The sequence below is a fragment of the Dyella ginsengisoli LA-4 genome, assembly GCF_000334915.1.
GTDB classification, from domain to species: domain Bacteria; phylum Pseudomonadota; class Gammaproteobacteria; order Xanthomonadales; family Rhodanobacteraceae; genus Dyella_A; species Dyella_A ginsengisoli_A.
Genome location: NZ_AMSF01000071.1, coordinates 1 through 16,589, shown reverse-complemented (window position 1 = coordinate 16,589; position 16,589 = coordinate 1). Strand labels below are relative to the sequence as shown.

General features: G+C 70.3%; 22 protein-coding genes. 12 read left to right on the top strand and 10 right to left on the bottom strand.

Going from position 1 to position 16,589, the window contains the following annotated elements:
• Nucleotides 1–199: 199 nt before the first annotated feature.
• Entirely contained in the window at nt 200–967 is a 768-nt protein-coding gene (locus tag C693_RS0116105; protein ID WP_017463309.1) for an isocitrate lyase/PEP mutase family protein, read from the top strand.
• A gap of 179 nt (nt 968–1,146) precedes the next feature.
• Here C693_RS0116105 and C693_RS22730 read toward each other — a convergent pair whose 3' ends face one another.
• Together C693_RS22730 and C693_RS0116095 are read right to left on the bottom strand one after the other, a co-directional pair.
• Nucleotides 1,147–1,593 carry a hypothetical protein gene (locus C693_RS22730; protein WP_017463308.1) on the bottom strand — a complete coding sequence of 149 codons (447 nt, stop codon included), beginning with the start codon at nt 1,591–1,593 and terminating at the stop codon, nt 1,147–1,149.
• A complete protein-coding gene (locus C693_RS0116095; protein WP_017463307.1) occupies nt 1,590–2,183 on the bottom strand; it encodes an RNA polymerase sigma factor in 594 nt (197 codons plus the stop codon). The genes C693_RS22730 and C693_RS0116095 overlap by 4 nt, the downstream gene beginning before the upstream one ends.
• Before the next feature lie 161 nt (nt 2,184–2,344).
• On the opposite strand from C693_RS0116095, the gene C693_RS0116090 reads away from it, so the two are divergent.
• The 5 genes from C693_RS0116090 (at nt 2,345) to C693_RS0116070 (ending at nt 5,153) form a co-directional block, all read left to right on the top strand.
• On the top strand, nt 2,345–2,671 hold the full coding sequence (locus C693_RS0116090; protein ID WP_017463306.1) for a hypothetical protein: 327 nt from the start codon (nt 2,345–2,347) through the stop codon (nt 2,669–2,671).
• Nucleotides 2,672–2,822: 151 nt separating this feature from the next.
• Nucleotides 2,823–3,161, top strand: coding sequence for a hypothetical protein (locus tag C693_RS21970; protein ID WP_017463305.1), 339 nt, complete (start codon nt 2,823–2,825; stop codon nt 3,159–3,161).
• Nucleotides 3,162–3,438: 277 nt separating this feature from the next.
• Complete coding sequence (locus tag C693_RS0116080) at nt 3,439–3,987, top strand: GNAT family N-acetyltransferase (protein ID WP_026107475.1); 549 nt, start codon at nt 3,439–3,441, stop codon at nt 3,985–3,987.
• On the top strand, nt 3,984–4,307 hold the full coding sequence (locus C693_RS0116075) for a non-heme iron oxygenase ferredoxin subunit (protein WP_017463303.1): 324 nt from the start codon (nt 3,984–3,986) through the stop codon (nt 4,305–4,307). Before C693_RS0116080 ends, C693_RS0116075 begins: the two co-directional genes overlap by 4 nt.
• Before the next feature lie 45 nt (nt 4,308–4,352).
• Nucleotides 4,353–5,153, top strand: a complete 801-nt coding sequence (locus C693_RS0116070; RefSeq protein WP_017463302.1) for a CPBP family intramembrane glutamic endopeptidase — start codon at nt 4,353–4,355, stop codon at nt 5,151–5,153.
• Here the strand turns inward: C693_RS0116070 and C693_RS0116065 are convergent.
• Nucleotides 5,106–5,828 (bottom strand): MipA/OmpV family protein, encoded by a 723-nt coding sequence (locus C693_RS0116065; RefSeq protein WP_241762687.1) that lies wholly within the window; start codon nt 5,826–5,828, stop codon nt 5,106–5,108. The two genes, C693_RS0116070 and C693_RS0116065, sit on opposite strands and share 48 nt — an antisense overlap.
• A gap of 175 nt (nt 5,829–6,003) precedes the next feature.
• Between C693_RS0116065 and C693_RS0116060 the strand changes: the two genes are divergently transcribed.
• The 6 genes from C693_RS0116060 to C693_RS0116035 are packed head-to-tail and all read left to right on the top strand — an operon-like array spanning nt 6,004 to nt 11,655.
• Complete coding sequence (locus C693_RS0116060) at nt 6,004–6,729, top strand: MtnX-like HAD-IB family phosphatase (protein ID WP_017463300.1); 726 nt, start codon at nt 6,004–6,006, stop codon at nt 6,727–6,729.
• A gap of 22 nt (nt 6,730–6,751) precedes the next feature.
• On the top strand, nt 6,752–8,158 hold the full coding sequence (locus C693_RS0116055; RefSeq protein WP_017463299.1) for an aspartate aminotransferase family protein: 1,407 nt from the start codon (nt 6,752–6,754) through the stop codon (nt 8,156–8,158).
• A 24-nt stretch (nt 8,159–8,182) separates the two neighbouring features.
• On the top strand, nt 8,183–8,461 hold the full coding sequence (locus C693_RS0116050; protein ID WP_017463298.1) for an acyl carrier protein: 279 nt from the start codon (nt 8,183–8,185) through the stop codon (nt 8,459–8,461).
• Nucleotides 8,458–9,687 carry a beta-ketoacyl-ACP synthase II gene (locus tag C693_RS0116045; protein WP_017463297.1) on the top strand — a complete coding sequence of 410 codons (1,230 nt, stop codon included), beginning with the start codon at nt 8,458–8,460 and terminating at the stop codon, nt 9,685–9,687. The genes C693_RS0116050 and C693_RS0116045 overlap by 4 nt, the downstream gene beginning before the upstream one ends.
• 28 nt (nt 9,688–9,715) lie before the next feature.
• Entirely contained in the window at nt 9,716–10,783 is a 1,068-nt protein-coding gene (locus C693_RS0116040; RefSeq protein WP_017463296.1) for a GNAT family N-acetyltransferase, read from the top strand.
• Nucleotides 10,780–11,655 (top strand): arginase family protein, encoded by an 876-nt coding sequence (locus C693_RS0116035; RefSeq protein ID WP_017463295.1) that lies wholly within the window; start codon nt 10,780–10,782, stop codon nt 11,653–11,655. Before C693_RS0116040 ends, C693_RS0116035 begins: the two co-directional genes overlap by 4 nt.
• 14 nt (nt 11,656–11,669) lie before the next feature.
• Here the strand turns inward: C693_RS0116035 and C693_RS0116030 are convergent, their stop codons facing one another.
• The 7 genes from C693_RS0116030 to C693_RS0116000 all read right to left on the bottom strand — a co-directional run bounded on the left by C693_RS0116030 (nt 11,670) and on the right by C693_RS0116000 (nt 16,589).
• On the bottom strand, nt 11,670–11,951 hold the full coding sequence (locus C693_RS0116030) for a PepSY domain-containing protein (RefSeq protein WP_017463294.1): 282 nt from the start codon (nt 11,949–11,951) through the stop codon (nt 11,670–11,672).
• 131 nt (nt 11,952–12,082) lie between these two features.
• Nucleotides 12,083–13,291 (bottom strand): DegT/DnrJ/EryC1/StrS family aminotransferase, encoded by a 1,209-nt coding sequence (locus C693_RS0116025; protein ID WP_017463293.1) that lies wholly within the window; start codon nt 13,289–13,291, stop codon nt 12,083–12,085.
• A gap of 5 nt (nt 13,292–13,296) precedes the next feature.
• Nucleotides 13,297–13,686 (bottom strand): DMT family transporter, encoded by a 390-nt coding sequence (locus C693_RS0116020; protein ID WP_017463292.1) that lies wholly within the window; start codon nt 13,684–13,686, stop codon nt 13,297–13,299.
• Nucleotides 13,683–14,042 carry an EamA family transporter gene (locus C693_RS0116015; RefSeq protein WP_017463291.1) on the bottom strand — a complete coding sequence of 120 codons (360 nt, stop codon included), beginning with the start codon at nt 14,040–14,042 and terminating at the stop codon, nt 13,683–13,685. Before C693_RS0116015 ends, C693_RS0116020 begins: the two co-directional genes overlap by 4 nt.
• 8 nt (nt 14,043–14,050) lie before the next feature.
• Entirely contained in the window at nt 14,051–14,887 is an 837-nt protein-coding gene (locus C693_RS0116010) for an alpha/beta hydrolase (RefSeq protein ID WP_017463290.1), read from the bottom strand.
• Between the two features lie 44 nt (nt 14,888–14,931).
• Entirely contained in the window at nt 14,932–15,846 is a 915-nt protein-coding gene (locus C693_RS0116005) for an HlyD family secretion protein (RefSeq protein ID WP_017463289.1), read from the bottom strand.
• Entirely contained in the window at nt 15,843–16,589 is a 747-nt protein-coding gene (locus C693_RS0116000) for an ABC transporter ATP-binding protein (protein WP_026107473.1), read from the bottom strand. The genes C693_RS0116005 and C693_RS0116000 overlap by 4 nt, the downstream gene beginning before the upstream one ends.

Sequence of the window (16,589 nt, the reverse complement as noted above, 5' to 3'; positions counted from 1 at the left end):
CACCCGCCGCCTATGCCAAGCAGTTAAAGTGACCCCGGACTCCAAACCGTCCCGCTACTCAAAGCGGGGGGACGTCGAAGGAGGCCTACGCCTCCGCGCAGGCTGCGCAGCAAGCCTGAGCCGATGGTGGCCGCGACGGCGGCACCGTGTGTCGCCGTCCGTTCCGAATACTTTTCTGGATAACCCGCTGGAGTTGGATGTGACCACACAGAACGAGAAGGCCCGGCTGTTCCACGCCTTGCACGTGCGCGGCCAGCCGCTGGTGCTGTTCAACGCCTGGGATGCAGGCAGCACGCGAGCCGTGGCCGAGGCCGGTGCCGGCGCGGTCGCCACCGGCAGCTGGTCGGTGGCCGCCGCCAACGGTTTCGCGGATGGCGAGCAGATGCCGTTTCCGTTCGCACTGGACAACCTGCGCCGCATCGTTGCCGCGGTCACCCAGCCGGTGACCATCGACCTGGAAAGCGGCTATGGCGAGACGCCGGCGCATGTCGCCGCCACCGTGGCCGCCGCGCTCGAGGCCGGCGCCGTCGGTTGCAACCTGGAGGACAGCTTTCCGGCCGACGGCAGCCTGCGCGACGCGGCCGACCAGGTCGTGCGTCTGTCTGCCGCGCGCCAGGCGGCGGACACGGCCGGCGTGCCGCTGTTCATCAACGCGCGTACCGACGTGTTTTTCCAGAAGCCGGCCGAAGCGCACGACATGGGCATGGTGGAAGAGGCGCTGCGGCGCGCCCGCCTCTACGCCGACGCCGGGGCCAGCGGCCTGTTCGTGCCTGGGGTGATTGCCGAATCGCTGATCGCGCGCCTGGCCGACGCCTCGCCGTTGCCGCTCAACATCATGGTGATGCCCGGCGTGCCGGGCCGCGCGCACCTGGCCGAACTCGGCGTGGCCCGCATCAGCCACGGCCCCGGCCCTTATCGCGGTGCCATGCAATGGTTGACCGAAGCGGCCAGGGCCGCCATGGCCTGAGCGAAGTCCTGCAGGCGCCGTCGGCTGGGGCGGCGGCTTCCACCACGATCGTGGTCGACGGCCTGGACGGGCAGGGTTGGTTTGGCTGCAAGGCGGCTGTGATGGGAGACGGCCATTCGCCGGGTGAAGGCCGGGGCGGGTAGTCCTGAAAAGTCGGCGACGCGGAACGGACGCTTCGATCAGCCCAGTCGCCGCCGCAACCACTCCGCGCCCTGCGACGCGCCCAGGCAGGCCAGCAGTGCGATCACCCACGGATTGCCCGCTACCGACCAGGCGGCGGGATCGGCATGGAACCAGCTGCCGCCTTCGATCAGGGCGACGCCGAGGCCGGAGAGCACGAGGGCGGCCAGCAGTAGGCGGGTGAGTTGTTTCTCGAATCCGGCTTCCGGCGCGGTGGCGCTGCTCGGCACAGGGCCGGCCTTGGCTGCGAGCCGCTCGGCGAAGTCGGCGTCCAGGCCGACGGCGTCGTCGGCGCGGATGGCCGCGTCGATCCGGCGATAGGCCGCTTCGCGCGCGCTGGCGGGGGCGCGGCCCTCGCGGGCGGCCTGCAGCGCTGTTTCCTGCGCCTGCCACTCGCGGGCGGCGGCGGGCCGTTCGAAGAAATCGATGTCGCGATGCTTGCTCATGACGGAACTCCCAACCGGGTTTCCAGCGTCTCGCGCAGTTTCAGGCGCGTGCGGAACAGGTGGCTCTTGATGGTGCCGGCGGCCAGGCCGGTGACCTGGGCGATCTCGGGAATGCTCAGCTCGTCCAGATGGTAGAGCGTGAGCACGGTGCGTGGCAGCGGGGGCAGGGTGTCGATGGCGGCCTGCAGGTGGCCGTGCATCTCCTCGTCGGCGCAGTCCGCCTCCAGGTCGCGGCCGTCGCCGATGGAGTCCAGCAGCGAGAGGTCGTCGTCCTCGCCCAGCACGTTGTCGACGATGGCGATGCGCTTGCGCTCCAGGTGGCGCAGGGCGACGGTGTAGGCGACCCGGCCGATCCAGGACTTCAGCGCGCTCTCGTGGCGGTACTGGTGCAGGTGCTGGTGCACCTTGAGGAAGGTGTCCTGGCACAGCTCGCGGGCGTCCTCCGGGTTGCGCACCATGCGCTGGATGATGTGCCAGCACAGGCCCTGGTACTCGCGCACCAGGCGTGCAAACGCCCCCGGTGCATTGGCCAGCACGGCTTGCACCAGGGCGCGGTCGTCGCTGCGCGGGTCGGCGGGGGTTTCGGTCATGGCACGCTAGCTTCCATGCCGGCATGGGATACGTGCATGTGCCGGACGGTTGCATCCCTTCCGGCAGGCATGACTTCCGACAGGGGCGGGCCCCGGCCTGCAACCGCCGCCGGGATGCCCGTATCTATGGCCCCGTCACCCAACCACCGCTGGAGCACCCCATGATCGACGGCAACCTGATCCCCATTGTCCTGTTCCTGTGCATCACCTACGCCATCAAGTCAGTCATCGACGCCCGTTTTCGCCAGAAGATGGTCGGCGTGGGCGGCTCGGAAGAGCTGATCCGTTCGATCCTGCAGGGCGAGGAGGTGCGTCGCCGCCACGCCTCGCTGCGCTGGGGCATCATCCTGGTCGCGCTGGCCGCCGGCTTCGCCATCATCCAGCAGTCCGACTGGCATGAACTCACCCCCGGCATGATCGCCGTGCTGGCCGGCGCCACGGGCCTCGGCAACCTGGTGTACTTCGCGATCGCCCGCAAGCTGAGCTGATCGCCCCGCCCGCGGCCGCGTCCTGCGGCCCGTGGCACCCGCGCCGGCGCACGCTCCGCCGCCGGCGCTGTTCCTCCCCCTGTCCCTGCGCATCGAGTGCCGCGTGAACGCGGCGCCGCGGAGCCGTGCGCGCCCGTCGTGGAGAATCCCCATGTCCAAGACCCTCATCGCCCTGCTGTTCGCCGTGCCGTTTGCCGCGCCGGTCGCTGCCACCCAGTACCTGCGCGTGGTCAATGCCGCATCCACGCCGATCGTGGCGGTGGAAGCCGCCTCCGCCGGTTCCTCGGCCTGGAGCCGCCTGCCGCTGGCCGGGCATCCGGTGTATCCGGGGCGGCAACTGGGCCTGGCGCTGGACGGCCCGCGCCAATGCCGCTACGACCTGCGCATGGTCTATGCCGATGGTCGCGAAGTGCTTTCCCGCGGGTTCAACCTGTGTCGTCACCCGCGGCTGGCCCCGGCGACGATGAAGGTCGCACCGGGCGAGGCCTGAGCAGGGCTCGTCACCGCTACGCCGCGGCCCGTGCACGCGGCGTAGCGCGCCATCGCCACGGCGGGGTGCCCCCAGCATCGCGCTGTGGTACCCCGCGGGCCTTGCGCAATCGCGCAGGACGACCACAAGCGGGGCAGCCTCCCCGGCGACACCTGCCGCGCGTTGTTGGAGAAGGCGTCGCACGTCTCTTCGATCGGCGTCGCACGCCTCGTCTTGCCGCCGGTCGCATCGCAGCATGCGGCGGGGGACAGGGCCGGATTATGATCGGCGGATGATCATGCGCTCTTCTCCCGTCCCCACCTTTCGTGCCGCCACCGCGGCAGACATCCCGGCCGTGGTGGCCCTGGTCGAATCGGCCTATCGCGGCGAGTCCGGCCGGCGTGGCTGGACCACCGAATCGAACCTGCTCGATGGCCAGCGCACCGACGCGCAGGACGTCGGCGAGGCGATCGCCCGTGCGGACAGCCTGGTGCTGCTGGCCGAGCTCGATGGCGTGCTGGTGTCGTGCTGCCATCTGGAGAAGCAGGACGGCGCGGCCTACTTCGGCATGTTCGCGGTCGATCCCACGCGGCAGACCGGCGGCATCGGCAAGCAGGTGATCGCCGAGGCCGAGCGCGTGGCGCGCGAGCGCTGGGGCGTGGACCGCATGCGCATGACGGTGATCGTGCAGCGCGAGGAGCTGATCGCCTTCTACGAGCGCCGCGGCTACGTGCGCACCGGGCAGAGCAAGCCGTTCCCGTACGGCGACGAGCGCTTCGGCATCCCGCGTCGCGACGACCTGCGTTTCGAGGTGCTGGAAAAGCCGCTGGCCGGGGTGGCCGCATGAGCGGCCCGGCGGGCTGGGTGAAGGTGGGCACCCGCAGCGAGATCCTCCCCGGCGAGTTCCGCATCGCCTGGGACGGCGACACCGCGATCGCGGTCTACAACATCGACGGCGACCTCTACGCCATCGAGGACGTGTGCACCCACGACGGCGCCGAGCTGGCCGGAGGCGAGGTGCACGGTTTCGAGGTCGAGTGCGTGCGCCACGGCGCGCGCTTCGACCTGCGTACCGGCGCGGTGACCTGCCCGCCGGCCTACGAGCCGGTCGCCACCTTCCCGGTGCGCGAGGAGGACGGCTTCATCTGGACGCGCGACGACCGCTGATCGCGGGCGGCGGGAGCCGCGTCCTACGAGGGGAAAGGGGCATCCATGGGGAACAGGAAGGCACCGCGGGGGCGGGCCGTCATCGCGTTCGCGGTGTTGTTCGTGCTGTACCAGTCGGCCGAGGGGATCGGCCAGCGGTTGCTGCACAGTTTTCCGCTGCAGGCGACGCTGATGATCGCCTGCGTGCTGGCGGCCTGGCCGCTGTCGCGCTGGCTGGGCTGGCGCGGTTACGGCGCCTATGCGCTGGACCGGCGCTCCTCGTCGCTGGCATGGCTGGCATTCGGGCTGCTGGTGGCGCTGATCGCCAATGCGCTGGCGATCCTGGTCGGCGAGCGGCTCGGCATCTATGCGCCGACCGGACCGGCGCTGTCCGCGGCCGGTTTCCATGCGCTGCTCGCCGCCCTGCCGATGCTGGCCCTGTCCACGTTCGTGCCGTCGCTCGCCGAGGACATCCTGTCGCGCGGCTTCTGGTACCGCGCGGCGGGCATCGCCTGGTACCGCGGGTTCGTCTTCGTCGCGTTTTCGGCCGGCTATTTCGTGCTCAACCACCTGTACCGGCTGGAGCGGGGACCGAACGAATGGCTGATGATCTTCTGCATGGGCGTCGCCTACGCCACCGCGCTGTGCCGTGCCGGCACGCTGTGGGCCGCGGTCGGCCTGCACTGGGGCTGGAACCTGGCCAACGGCGTGCTCGATCCGCTGTTGCCGGCGGACACGGTCGATCTGGCCGGCAGCCGGTGGCTGATTGCCGGCGTGCATCTGCTGGTCGCGTTGCTGGTGGTGGCGGTGCCACCGCCGTCACGGGTGGTAGATGAAGGCCAGCGATTGCGTCCACTGCGTGGCTGACCCGAAGCGGCTGACCAGCGGGCTGTTTGCCGCGCCGCCGAGCAGGCGTCCGTAGACCACCGAGAGCGCCAGGCCGGTGTGCTTGCTGGTCGGCAGGTACAGGTCGTACTCCAGCGAGGCCATTTCGCTGCCACCGCCGGGGCGCCAGGGGCGGACGCCGAGCGCGCTGGCGGAGGCCGGCCCGATGCCGAAGAAACGGTTCATCGCGGCGCCGTTCATCAGCGACCAGCGCATGCTCGCCGCCTGCTCCAGCGGGCCGATCGACGGCAGGTCGGTGTCGGCGTACAGGTTGAGGTAGGCGCCGGCGCCGGCGGTGTCGTGGCTGAGGTTGGTCCCCACATCCACGGATTTGTTCAGCTGCCACTCGAGGTAGCCGCCGGCATTCAGGCGGGGCGCCAGGCTGGGGATCTTGCCGCCGAGCGGGCCCAGGTCGGTGCGTTCGCGGCCCCACTGGTAGCTGCCGTAGAAGCCGCCGCGCAGCGCGGGGCCGTGCAGCAGCTCCACCTCCAGCCCGTCCAGCGTGGACAGGCTGCCGATCCCGGGCAGTTCGACGTCGATGTAGGGCACCGGATCCTCGCGCTGGTGCCGCGAACCGGGCCAGGCGGGCATGCGCTGCATTCCCACGCCGACCGCAACCACGGTACTCTCGCTGGCCCTGGCGGCAAGCGGAAGCATCGCGAGTGTCAGGGAGATGGACAGGAGGAGTCGGGCGCTCGATGGCATGGGCGTCGTGGGGTTTCGGGCAGGGATCCGGTTTTCCGGTCAACGCGCGAGGCGTGCCAGCGATGACATCCGGGCCATCGCAAGAAAGGGAAAGGACGGGGAAAGACTGCCTGCCTAGCCTTTCACCATGCCTACGAACGTGAAGACGCCTGTGCCTGTTTCCGGTTGGACCATCCTGTGTGACTTCGACGGCACCATTTCCGTCGAGGACGTGATCGACTCGCTGCTCGACCGCTACGGCCGTCCCGGCTGGGAGGCGCTGGAGCAGGACTGGCGCGCCGGTCGCATCGGCTCGCGCGAATGCATGAGCGGGCAGGTCGCCCTGCTCGACATGAGCCGCGAGCAGCTCGATACCCACCTCGCCACGCTGTGGATCGATCACGCCTTCCCCGGCTTCGTGGCCAAGGCGCGCGAGCTGGGCGTGCCGATCCGCGTGGTCAGCGACGGCCTGGACTATGCGATCCATCGCATTCTCGGCCGCTACGGCCTCGACGACCTGCCGCTGGCCGCCAACCACCTGGCGCCGGGCACGCCGCCGCAGCGCTGGCAGCTCACCTCGCCGTTCCAGGCCGAGGGTTGCCGCAGCGGCACCTGCAAGTGCGCCTGCGTCGAGCAGGCCCGCGCTTCCGGCGCCACCCGCACCTTGCTGATCGGCGACGGCGCCTCGGATTTCTGCGCCGCCGACCGGGTCGACTTCGTGTTCGCCAAGCACCGCCTCATCGAGCACTGCCGCGCCGCCGGCATTGCCTACGTGCCGATCACCGGCTTCGAGGACGCGCTCGATTTCCTGCCCCGCCTGCTCGACGGCAGCCTGCTCGCCGAGGCGACGCCGGCTGCCGCGGTTACCCCCTGATCCCCTTTCCTCCGGATATCCGATGAACGCTTTCGACAAGAACGCCAGCCTGGTGATCGACGACGCGCAGCTGCTCGCCGACGAGGCGAAGTACAGCTCCTTCGGCGACACCGTGCACTACGTGGACCCGCCGAAGATCTTCCGCACCTGCAACGGCAGCTACATGTACGACACCGCAGGCACGCCGTTCCTGGACCTGCAGATGTGGTACTCGGCGGTGAACTTCGGTTACGCCAACCAGCGCCTGAACAACGTGCTGAAGAGCCAGATCGACCTGCTGCCGCAGGTGGCCAGCCAGTACCTGCACCAGACCCGCATCGAGCTGGCCAAGACGATCGCGCTGGACGCCAAGAAGAAGTTCGGCCTCGACGGCCGCGTGCACTTCAACGTGGGCGGCGCGCAGGCGATCGAGGATTCGCTCAAGCTGGTGCGCAACTTCAAGAACGGCAAGAGCCTGATGTTCGCCTTCGAGGGCGGCTACCACGGCCGCACCCTGGGCGCCTCGTCGATCACCTCCAGCTACCGCTACCGCCGCCGCTTCGGCCACTTCGGCGAGCGCGCGATGTTCCTGCCGTTCCCGTACCCGTTCCGCCGCCCGAAGGGCATGACGGCCGAGGAGTACTCGGAGAACTGCGTGAACCAGTTCGCGCGCCTGTTCGAGACCGAATACAACGGCGTGTGGGACCCGAAGACCGGCCAGTGCGAGTACGCCGCGTTCTACGTCGAGCCGATCCAGGGCACCGGCGGCTACGTCGTCCCGCCGATGGGCTTCTTCCAGGGCCTGAAGAAGGTGCTCGACCAGTACGGCATCCTGATGGTGGTCGACGAGATCCAGATGGGCTTCTGGCGCACCGGCAAGCTGTGGTCGATCGAGCACTTCGGCGTGGTGCCGGATGCGGTGGTGTTCGGCAAGGCGCTGACCAACGGCCTGAACCCGCTCTCCGGCCTGTGGGCGCGTGAGGAGATGATCAACCCGACCATCTTCCCGCCGGGTTCCACCCACTCCACCTTCAACTCCAACCCGCTGGGCACCTCGCTGGGTCTGGAAGTGATCAAGATGGGCTACGAGCTGGACTACGAGACCAGCGTGCCGAAGAAGGGCGCGCATTTCCTCGATGGCCTGCGCGACCTGCAGAAGAAGCACAAGGAGATTGGCGACGTCGACGGCCTGGGCCTGGCGCTGCGCGCCGAGATCTGCACCGACGACGGCTTCACCCCGAACAAGGCGCTGCTCGACCGCATGGTCGACATCGGCCTGGCCGGCGACCTGGAGCACAACGGCAAGAAGATCGGCCTCGTGCTCGACGTCGGCGGCTGGTACAAGAACGTCATCACCTTCGCCCCCTCGCTGGAAATCACCCACGAGGAGATCGACCTGGCCATCGCGTTGCTGGACCAGTTGATCACCAAGGCGAAGCGTTCGATGTAACTCCACACCAGGGACGTTTTCGACATGACCGAGCCGCAATCCATCGACGCCATCCGCGACCAGGTGTTCGCGATCATCGCCAAGCAGGCGAAGATCGACGTGGCCACCATCCGCAACGAATCCACGCTGAAGGATCTTGGCGTGGCGTCGCTGGATGCGATCGAGGTGATCTTCGACATCGAGGAGCACTTCGACATCCACTTCCCCGACCAGGGCACCAACTTCGACACCGACACGGTGCAGCACCTGATCGATGCCGTGGTGGCCGCCCAGGCGGCCGGCGGGGAAGGCGGCGCGCAGTGACCGAAGTCGACAACCGCGCCATCGCCATCACCGGCATGGGCGCGATCAGCGCCTTCGGCGAGGGTGCCGAGGCCCTGTGGAGCGGATTGCGCGAGGGACGCAGCGGTATCCGCCCGCTGCGCCACGAGCGCGCCGCCGACCTGCGCGTGCGCATCGCCGCGCAGGTGCCGGAGAGCTTCGATCCGGCCGCGCATTTCGGCGAGCGGGCGCTGCCGATGCTCGACCGCGCCTCGCAGTTCGCGCTGTACGCGGCGAACGAGGCGGTGGCCCAGTCCGGTCTGGACTTTGCCGCCGGCGGCCTCGGTGGCCGCACCGGCGTGGTGATCGGCACCGGCGTGGGCGGCGAGACCACCCAGGACGAGCAGAGCCGCCGGCTCTACGCGGAAAACGCCACGCGCCTGCATCCGCTGACCATCGTGCGGTTGATGATCAACGCGCCGGCCAGCCAGATCAGCATGGCGCACGGCCTGCGCGGACCGTCGTTCGCGGTGGCCAGCGCCTGTGCGTCGACCAATCACGCCATCGCCCAGGCCGCGCTGATGATCCGCGCCGGCCTGATCGACGTCGCCGTCGCCGGCGGCACCGAAGCCTGCCTCAGCTATGGCGCCCTGCGCGCGTGGGAGGCCATGCGCGTGCTGGCCGACGACACCTGCCGTCCGTTCAGCGGCAACCGTCGCGGCCTGGTGCTGGGTGAGGGCGCCGGAGTGTTCGTGCTCGAGTCGATGGCCCATGCGCGGGCGCGTGGCGCGAACATCCTCGGCGTGCTGGCCGGTGTGGGCATGAGTGCCGACGCCGGCGACATCGTGGCGCCCGATCCGGCCGGCAGCGGCTCGGCCATGGCGCAGGCACTGGCCGACGCGGGCCTGGCACCCGAAGACATCGACTACATCAACGCCCACGGCACCGGCACGCCGGCCAACGATCCGACCGAGACGCGGGCGATCCACGCGGTGTTCGGCGCCCATGCGCCGAAGCTGGCGGTGTCCTCGACCAAGTCGATGCATGGCCACGCGCTGGGTGCTTCCGGCGCGCTGGAACTGGTCGCCGTGCTGGGCGCGATGCGCGACGGCGTGGTGCCGCCGACCGCCAACCTGGACGTGGCCGATCCGGCCTGCGACCTGGACTACGTGCCCAACCAGCCACGCGAACTCAAGGTGCGCGCGGCGCTCAGCAACTCCTTTGCCTTCGGCGGTCTGAACGCCGTGCTGGCGGTGCGCGCCGCCTGAGGCGAGGCAGCGCGCCGTCTCGACGCCCATGAGCTATCTCGCCCAACTGGAGCCGGAGAGCCTGCTGCGGCAGTTCCTCGCCCATCCGCCGGATGGCTTCGTGGCCGCCACCACGCCGTCGGGCATGCCCACCTTCGTGGCGCCGTTCGACCTGCTGACCACGGCGGACGATGCGTTGCGCCAGCGGGTGATGGCCCTGCCGGGCTATGCCCGCTGGGGTCGCCTGCTGCGCTGGCGCACCCGCTTCGTCGGCTGCACCGCCACCGAGTTCGCACCGTTGCCGCGTGGCGCCGAGCCCGAGGCGCTGGCGGGCGAGCTGGTGTCCGGCTACGGCCGCGACTGTGCGTTGATGGTGGTGAAGGACATCGCTCCGGAATCGCCGCTGCTGGACGTGGCCGACAACCTGCGCTCGGCCGCGCTGGCGCGTGCGCTGGAGGCGGAGGGCTGTGTGCTGCTCGAGGGGATGGCGCTGGCCTGGGTGCCGATCGATTTCGACAGTGAGGAGGATTATCTCGCGCGCCTCTCGCGCAGCCGGCGCAAGGAGATGAAACGCAAGCTGCGCTCGCGCGCGGACCTGCGCATCGAAACCTGGCGCACCGGCGACGCGGCCTTCGCGATCGACACCGTGATGGAGCGATTCATCGCCCTCTACGAGAACGTCTACGCGCAGAGCGAGATCCACTTCGACCACCTGTCGGCCGACTACCTGCGCGCGCTGCTTTGCGACGCGGGCAGCGGCGGGCTGGTGTTCACCTATTTCGCCGGCGACGAGCTGATCGGCTGGAACCTCTGCTACGAGTACGCCGGCAAACTGGTGGACAAGTACATCGGGCTGGCCTATCCGGCCGCGCGCGAGCACAACCTGTACTTCGTCAGCTGGATGGAAAACCTCGAGTACGCGCGCCGTCGCGGCCTGAGCCATTACGTGGCCGGCTGGACCGACACCGCGGTCAAGCGCCAGCTCGGCGCGCGCTTCTGCATCACCCGGCACGCCGTCTACGTGCGCAACCCGCTGCTGCGCGCGCTGTTCCGCCGCATCGCCCACCACTTCGAAAGCGAGCCGGTGCAGCCGGCCCAGGCCATCGACCCGGCATGACCCGCCCCATCGTCCTCGATATCGACCGCTCCGTCGGGCCGCTGCCGCAGCGCCTGGTGATCCCGCTGGAGCACTGGCAGGAGTCACTGCGCTTCGGTTGCTCGTTGCGCACCATGGAGCGTTTCCGCGGCGTGCTCGACGACACCCTGCCGGTCGCCCACGGCACGGTGATGCTGGGCAGCGGCGATTTCCACCACCTGACCTGGCCGCTGGTCGAGCGTGTCCGCGCCGCTGCGCCGTTCCAGGTGGTGGTGCTGGACAATCACCCGGACAACATGCGTTACCCGTTCGGCGTGCACTGCGGCTCCTGGGTGCGTCGGGTGGCGATGCTGCCGACGGTGAGCCACGTGCACGTGGTCGGCATCGGCTCGTCCGACATCGGCGCCGGCCATGCGTGGGAAAACTACCGCACGCCGCTGCGCGAGGGGCGGCTGAGCTACTGGAGCGTGGGCGTGGACGTGGGCTGGGCGGCGCGTGCCGGGCTGGCCCACGCGTTCCATGCCTTCGACGATGCCGACGCGCTGGTCCGGGCCTTCGCCGATGAACAGCTCGTCGCGCCACAGCCGGCCTACCTGTCGATCGACAAGGACGTGTTCGCCGCCGACGTGGCCCGTACCAACTGGGACCAGGGGCACTTCCAGCTGGCCCACGCCATCGCCGTGATCGACAGCCTGCGTGCCGGCGGTCTGGTCGGCAGCGACATCACCGGCGAGATCTCCGCCTACCGCTACAAGAGCTGGTGGAAGCGGCGGCTGGCCGCGATCGACGACCAGCCCGTGGTGGATGCGCGGGAGCTGGCCGGCTGGCAGGCGCAGCAGCACGCACTGAACGTGGAGCTGCTGCGCGCGATCGCGGGCGCCGCGGCGCCCTGATATCGGCGGAAGGCTCAGTCCTTGCCGTCGTCGATGCTGTTCTCCAGCACCTTGCCGTCGCGGGCGTCGACGCCCACTTCGTGAACGACGCCTTTGGCGCGGATGTCGAACGAGTAGCGCAGGCCGCTGCCACCGCGCTCGGTTTCCAGTTCTTCCTTGATGATCTTCCCGGGGACGGCGTGCAGCGCGATGGTTCGTGCGGTGGCGATGTCGATCTTCGGTGCAGGCTTCGTGGCGGCGGCGAAGGCGGCACTGCACAGGGCAAGGCTGGCGGCGAGAACGGCGAGTTTGCGCATGGTGGACTCCTCGTGTGGACAACGTGGCCACCTCGCCGCGATAGGTCGCGGGGTGGCTGCGCCAGCCTCGGGGATCGCACTTAGATCGGGCTTATCGCCGGCTTAGGCCGGGCTTACGGATGCCGGGGCATTCAGTCGAGCATGGGAGCGAGCACCGCGACGATGTGCTCGAACGAGGCCTCGTCCATCCAGTGGCTGTTGCTGATGGTGATCGCCCGTGCGGCGAAGTCGGTGGCGTTCGGCGTCGGCGTGTGCGGCACGCGGTCGGCGAGGTAGACGTAGTCGGGCAGGGCGTGCACGAACAGCCGGCTGACGCCGAGGCCGGAGGTCCACAGCGCGGCCAGCGCCGCGCGGGCCCGCTGCGCGTCGGGCATCAACAGCATCAGGAACGGCCAGCTGCCGGTGGTGTGTGGGGCTTCCCCGAACACGGTCACGCCGGGCAGCGCGCGCAGCCGTGCAACCCGCGCCAGCGCCCGCTCGCGGTTGGCGGCGAGGAAGGCCGGCAGCCGGGTCGCGGCGCGCGTGCCGACGCCGCGGCGCCAGCGTCCGACGCGATGGAACGGAATGTCGGGCGGGAAGTCGTCGCCGACCGCGGCGACCGGATCGCCCTCGTGCAGCGCGCGGCGCAGCGGCATGCCGTAGGCCAGCCGCAGCCCGAGTGGGTGGTACAACGCGGCCAGGCCGAGCAGCTCCAGGCTGCGCCGCAGCTCCCAGCCGGGCCTGGCCGGCACGTCGCGTGCGGCGGTGGCGTACAGGGCGTGGCGCAGGTCGTCGTCGCGCGTCACCAGCAGGCCGCCCTCGTAGATCGACAGGCCCTTGCCCGCGGCGAGGCTGAAGAAGCCGACGTCGCCGCGCAACCCCACGCTGTGGCCGCCGTCGCGCGCACCCAGCGCCTGCGCGGCATCCTCGATGACGAAGGCGCCGTGTTCCCGGGCGACCGCCAGGGGCGCATCGAGATCGGCGACCAGGCCGGCGAGATGCGTCGGGACGATCGCCAGCGTACGCTCGTCGCAAAGCTCGGCGAGCGCGCGGCGGTCCATGTCCCAGTGGTCCGGACGGGTGTCGCACAGACGCAGGGTCAGGCCCAGCCGGTGCACGGCAATGGCCACCAGTGGACAGGTGAACGCGGGTACCACGACCACGTCGCGGCCAGGCGCGCGTTCGCGCAGTGTCGCCAAGGCAATCAGCAGGGAAGCGGTGCCGGAGCATTCCAGCTGCAGCGGCGGCGTTCCCAGTTGCTCAGCCAGACGCCCGGCGAGCGCGTCGCCCCGCGGCAGCAGGTCGGCGGCCTGCAGGGGCAGGCCGGCGGTGGGGGGGATCTCGCGCAGCCGGCTGGGCATGGCGGTCACGCCGCGTCGGGCGGCGCTTCCTCGCGTTCGGCCAGGCCCAGGCAGACGATGCCGGCGATGATCGCCGTCGCGCCGATCAGCTTGGTCGCCGTGAGCGGCTCGTGGAACAGCCACACCGACAGCAGCATCACGCTGACCACCTCCAGGTGCGAGGCGGCGAAGGCCGGCCCGATCGGTGCGTGCTTGAGCAGGCTCATCCAGGTGAAGAAGGCGCCGAGGTAGCCGAGCACCGCGCCGTACACCCACGGCTCGCCGAACAGCCGCCACAGCCAGGCCACGCTGGCCTCGACCGGCAGTGCATGGTTGCCGGCCATCTTGAAGGAGATCTGCGTGAGCGTGTCGAACGTCATCAGCAGGGCGAAGCCGATCAGGTAGAAGCGCTTCATGCGCCGACTCCCACGATCGCCACGCCGGCGCTCACCAGCAGAATGCCGGCCACGCGCAGGCGGGTGAGCTTCTCGCCGAACAGGAAGCGCCCGGCGACCATGATCGCCACGATGTTGATCGACCCCAGCAGCACGCCTTCGGACAGCGGCACCAGCGAGAGGAAGGCGATCCACACCAGGAACTCGAACACGTAGCAGCCCACGCCCAGCCACAGCCAGGGGCGCGAGGCCATGTACTTCCAGCGGGCCAGGCCGTCGCCTGCCTCCGGATCGCCAGCGGCCGCCTTGAAGGCGAGCTGGCCGCCGGTATCCAGCACCACGTTGGCCAGCCAGAGTGCGACGGTGAGCAGCGGCACGGCCGGCCTCAGGCCGCCGCCGCGACGGCGTCGCGGCCGGCCACGATGGCGTCGAAGAAGCGCGCGGACCGCTCGATCAGCGTGCGGCGCTCCTTGTCGATGGTGATCATGTGGTAGCTGTCATCCAGCAGCAGCAGCTCGGTCGGCGCGTTCACGCCGCGCACCACCGTCTCGGCGTTGCGCACGCTGGCCACGTCGTCCTCGCTGGCATGGGCGACCAGGCAGGGCGAGGTCACCTTCGGCAGCAGGCCGCGCACGTGGTTGGACAGCTGGTACAGGTCGGCCAGCGAGTGCCAGGGGTTGCCGAGCAGGCCGGCCACGGTGCTGTCGCCCGAGCGCATCGCCGCGGCGACCTGGTTGCGCAGGCGCTCGTCGCGCAGGCCGTAGGGGTGCTGCTCCTCGAACATCCGGCCGCGGCCGATGCCGAGCTTCTTCACCAGCGGCAGCAGGAACGACAGTTTCGCCGTCCACGGGATGCTCCAGCCGTCGTAGCGGAAGGTGGCGCCGTAAACGCCGACGCCGGCGACCTGCTGCGGCCGTTCGGCGGCGAGCTTGAGCGAGAGCAGGGCGCCCATCGACAGGCCGCCGACGAACAGGTGGTCGACCCGTTCCAGCAGTTTGTCGGCGGCGGCCTCGACACTGGCGTACCAGTCCCGCCAGCCGGTGGCGAGCAGGTCGTCGATGTCGCCGCAGTGGCCGGCCAGCTGCATGCCGTAGACGGTGAAGCCGGCGTTGTTCAGGCCCTTGGCGAGCAGGCGCATCTCCATCGGCGTGCCGGTCAGGCCGTGGATCAGCAGCACGCCGCGGCGGTCGCCTTCGAGGAGAAAATCGGTGGGTCGGATCACGGGGTATTCCTGCGCATGGGCTGACAGCCTGCCGGGTGCGCTTTTCAGTGGACTTTCGCGGGGTTGGACGGTTTGCCGAAACGGACCAGCACCCGCTGGCCCACCCGCACATCGTCCGGTGGCGGCTGGTCGAAGGCCAGGACGCAGTTCACGGTGCGCAGATTGGCGCGCTGCTGCGGGTCGTCCTCCAGCGTCGAGGGGCCGACCACGCGGCCGATCCGCAGCACGTGGGCCGGCCAGCTGCGGTCCGCCCCGCTGCCGTCGGTACTGACGGTGGCCGCCATGCCGACCTTCACCGCATCCACGTAGGACTCGCTCAGCTCCGCCCGCACGATCGGCGGGGTCAGCGGCAGCAGGGTGAACAGGGCGCCCGAGGCGGGCGAGACGCTGGCGCCGGACTGCGCGGTGACCTTGACCACCTGGGCCGCCAGCGGCGCGCGCAGGGTCCGCAGGCCCAGCTCGTAGCGGGCCGCGTCGCGCTTCTGGGTGGCCATCGCCACCGCCGCGTCGGCGCCCGCGCGCTCGGCCACCAGCGACTGCACGGCGGCGGCGGCGGCATCGGCGCTCTGGCCATCGCCGGCGCCGGCCCGGGCCGCCTCGGCCAGGCGTTTGGCCTGGACCTGGCTGGTCTTCAGCTTGCCGTCGATCAGCTCGCGCTGGGCCTTCGCCTGCGCCAGTGCCGCCTCGGCCGCCTCCAGCTGCAGGCGGGCCGGCTCAGGATCCAGCGTGGCCAGTACCTGGCCCCTGGTCACGCGGTCGCCCTCGTGCACGTCGACCGCGGACAGCGTGCCTTCGCGCGCCACGTCGAGCTTGAGCAGGCCGCCCTCGACGTCGATGCGGCCACGGGCGACGGCGGCATAGGTGGGGGCGACGCTGGCGGGCGCCGGTGGGGTCTCGTGCGAGCAGCCGGCAGCTGCCAGCAACAGGGGGACGAGCAGGGTGAGGCGCAGCGGTTTCATGGCGCGGTTCCTTCGGGCGTCGCGGCCGGCGGTGCAGGGCGTCGATCGCTGAGGATGCGGCCATCCTCCATCGACAGCACGCGGTCGGCGTGACGGATCAGGCGGGGATCATGGCTCACGCACAGCACGGTGGTGCCGTGGGTGCGGGCGATCCGGTGGAGGATGTCGATGATGGTCTGGCCGTTGGCGGCGTCCAGCGCGCTGGTCGGTTCGTCGGCGAACAGCAGTTCGGGCTGCTTGGCCAGCGCGCGGGCGATCGCCACGCGCTGCTTCTCGCCGCCGGACAGCTCGCTGGGGCGCAGGTGCATGCGCGGGGTCATGCCGACCTCGTCCAGCGACTGGGTGGCACGCTCGCGCGCCTGGCGGCTGGACAGGCCCAGGTAGTGCAGCGGCAGTTCCACCTGCTCCAGCGCGGTGAGCGCGGGAAACAGGTTGAAGCCCTGGAACACGAAGCCGGTGTGCAGCAGGCGGAAGCGCTCCAGCGCGCGGCTGTCCAGCCCGCCCAGCTCGCTGCCCAGCGCGATCACGCGTCCGGCGTCGACCTTCTGCAGGCCGCTGAGGATCGCCAGCAGCGTGCTCTTGCCGCAGCCGGACGGTCCGGAGATCAGGGTCAGCTCGCCGGCCTCGATCGACAGCGAGAGGCCGTCCAGCACCTGGGTGCGCACCTTGCCGGAGACGAACGCCTTGGCGATGCCTTCGGCGCGCAGGGCCGGGCCGGCGGGGGCGGGGGCGGGGGCGGTCAC

Coding starts and splice junctions, on each gene's coding strand:
- C693_RS0116065 (WP_241762687.1), bottom strand. CDS start 5,828: ATGCTTCCGCTTGCCGCCAGGGCCAGCGAGAGTACCGTGGTTGCGGTC.
- C693_RS0116075 (WP_017463303.1), top strand. CDS start 3,984: ATGAGCGGCCCGGCGGGCTGGGTGAAGGTGGGCACCCGCAGCGAGATC.
- C693_RS22730 (WP_017463308.1), bottom strand. CDS start 1,593: ATGAGCAAGCATCGCGACATCGATTTCTTCGAACGGCCCGCCGCCGCC.
- C693_RS0116035 (WP_017463295.1), top strand. CDS start 10,780: ATGACCCGCCCCATCGTCCTCGATATCGACCGCTCCGTCGGGCCGCTG.
- C693_RS0116060 (WP_017463300.1), top strand. CDS start 6,004: ATGCCTACGAACGTGAAGACGCCTGTGCCTGTTTCCGGTTGGACCATC.
- C693_RS0116025 (WP_017463293.1), bottom strand. CDS start 13,291: ATGCCCAGCCGGCTGCGCGAGATCCCCCCCACCGCCGGCCTGCCCCTG.
- C693_RS0116080 (WP_026107475.1), top strand. CDS start 3,439: ATGCGCTCTTCTCCCGTCCCCACCTTTCGTGCCGCCACCGCGGCAGAC.
- C693_RS0116070 (WP_017463302.1), top strand. CDS start 4,353: ATGGGGAACAGGAAGGCACCGCGGGGGCGGGCCGTCATCGCGTTCGCG.
- C693_RS21970 (WP_017463305.1), top strand. CDS start 2,823: ATGTCCAAGACCCTCATCGCCCTGCTGTTCGCCGTGCCGTTTGCCGCG.
- C693_RS0116040 (WP_017463296.1), top strand. CDS start 9,716: ATGAGCTATCTCGCCCAACTGGAGCCGGAGAGCCTGCTGCGGCAGTTC.
- C693_RS0116005 (WP_017463289.1), bottom strand. CDS start 15,846: ATGAAACCGCTGCGCCTCACCCTGCTCGTCCCCCTGTTGCTGGCAGCT.
- C693_RS0116050 (WP_017463298.1), top strand. CDS start 8,183: ATGACCGAGCCGCAATCCATCGACGCCATCCGCGACCAGGTGTTCGCG.
- C693_RS0116020 (WP_017463292.1), bottom strand. CDS start 13,686: ATGAAGCGCTTCTACCTGATCGGCTTCGCCCTGCTGATGACGTTCGAC.
- C693_RS0116055 (WP_017463299.1), top strand. CDS start 6,752: ATGAACGCTTTCGACAAGAACGCCAGCCTGGTGATCGACGACGCGCAG.
- C693_RS0116030 (WP_017463294.1), bottom strand. CDS start 11,951: ATGCGCAAACTCGCCGTTCTCGCCGCCAGCCTTGCCCTGTGCAGTGCC.
- C693_RS0116090 (WP_017463306.1), top strand. CDS start 2,345: ATGATCGACGGCAACCTGATCCCCATTGTCCTGTTCCTGTGCATCACC.
- C693_RS0116095 (WP_017463307.1), bottom strand. CDS start 2,183: ATGACCGAAACCCCCGCCGACCCGCGCAGCGACGACCGCGCCCTGGTG.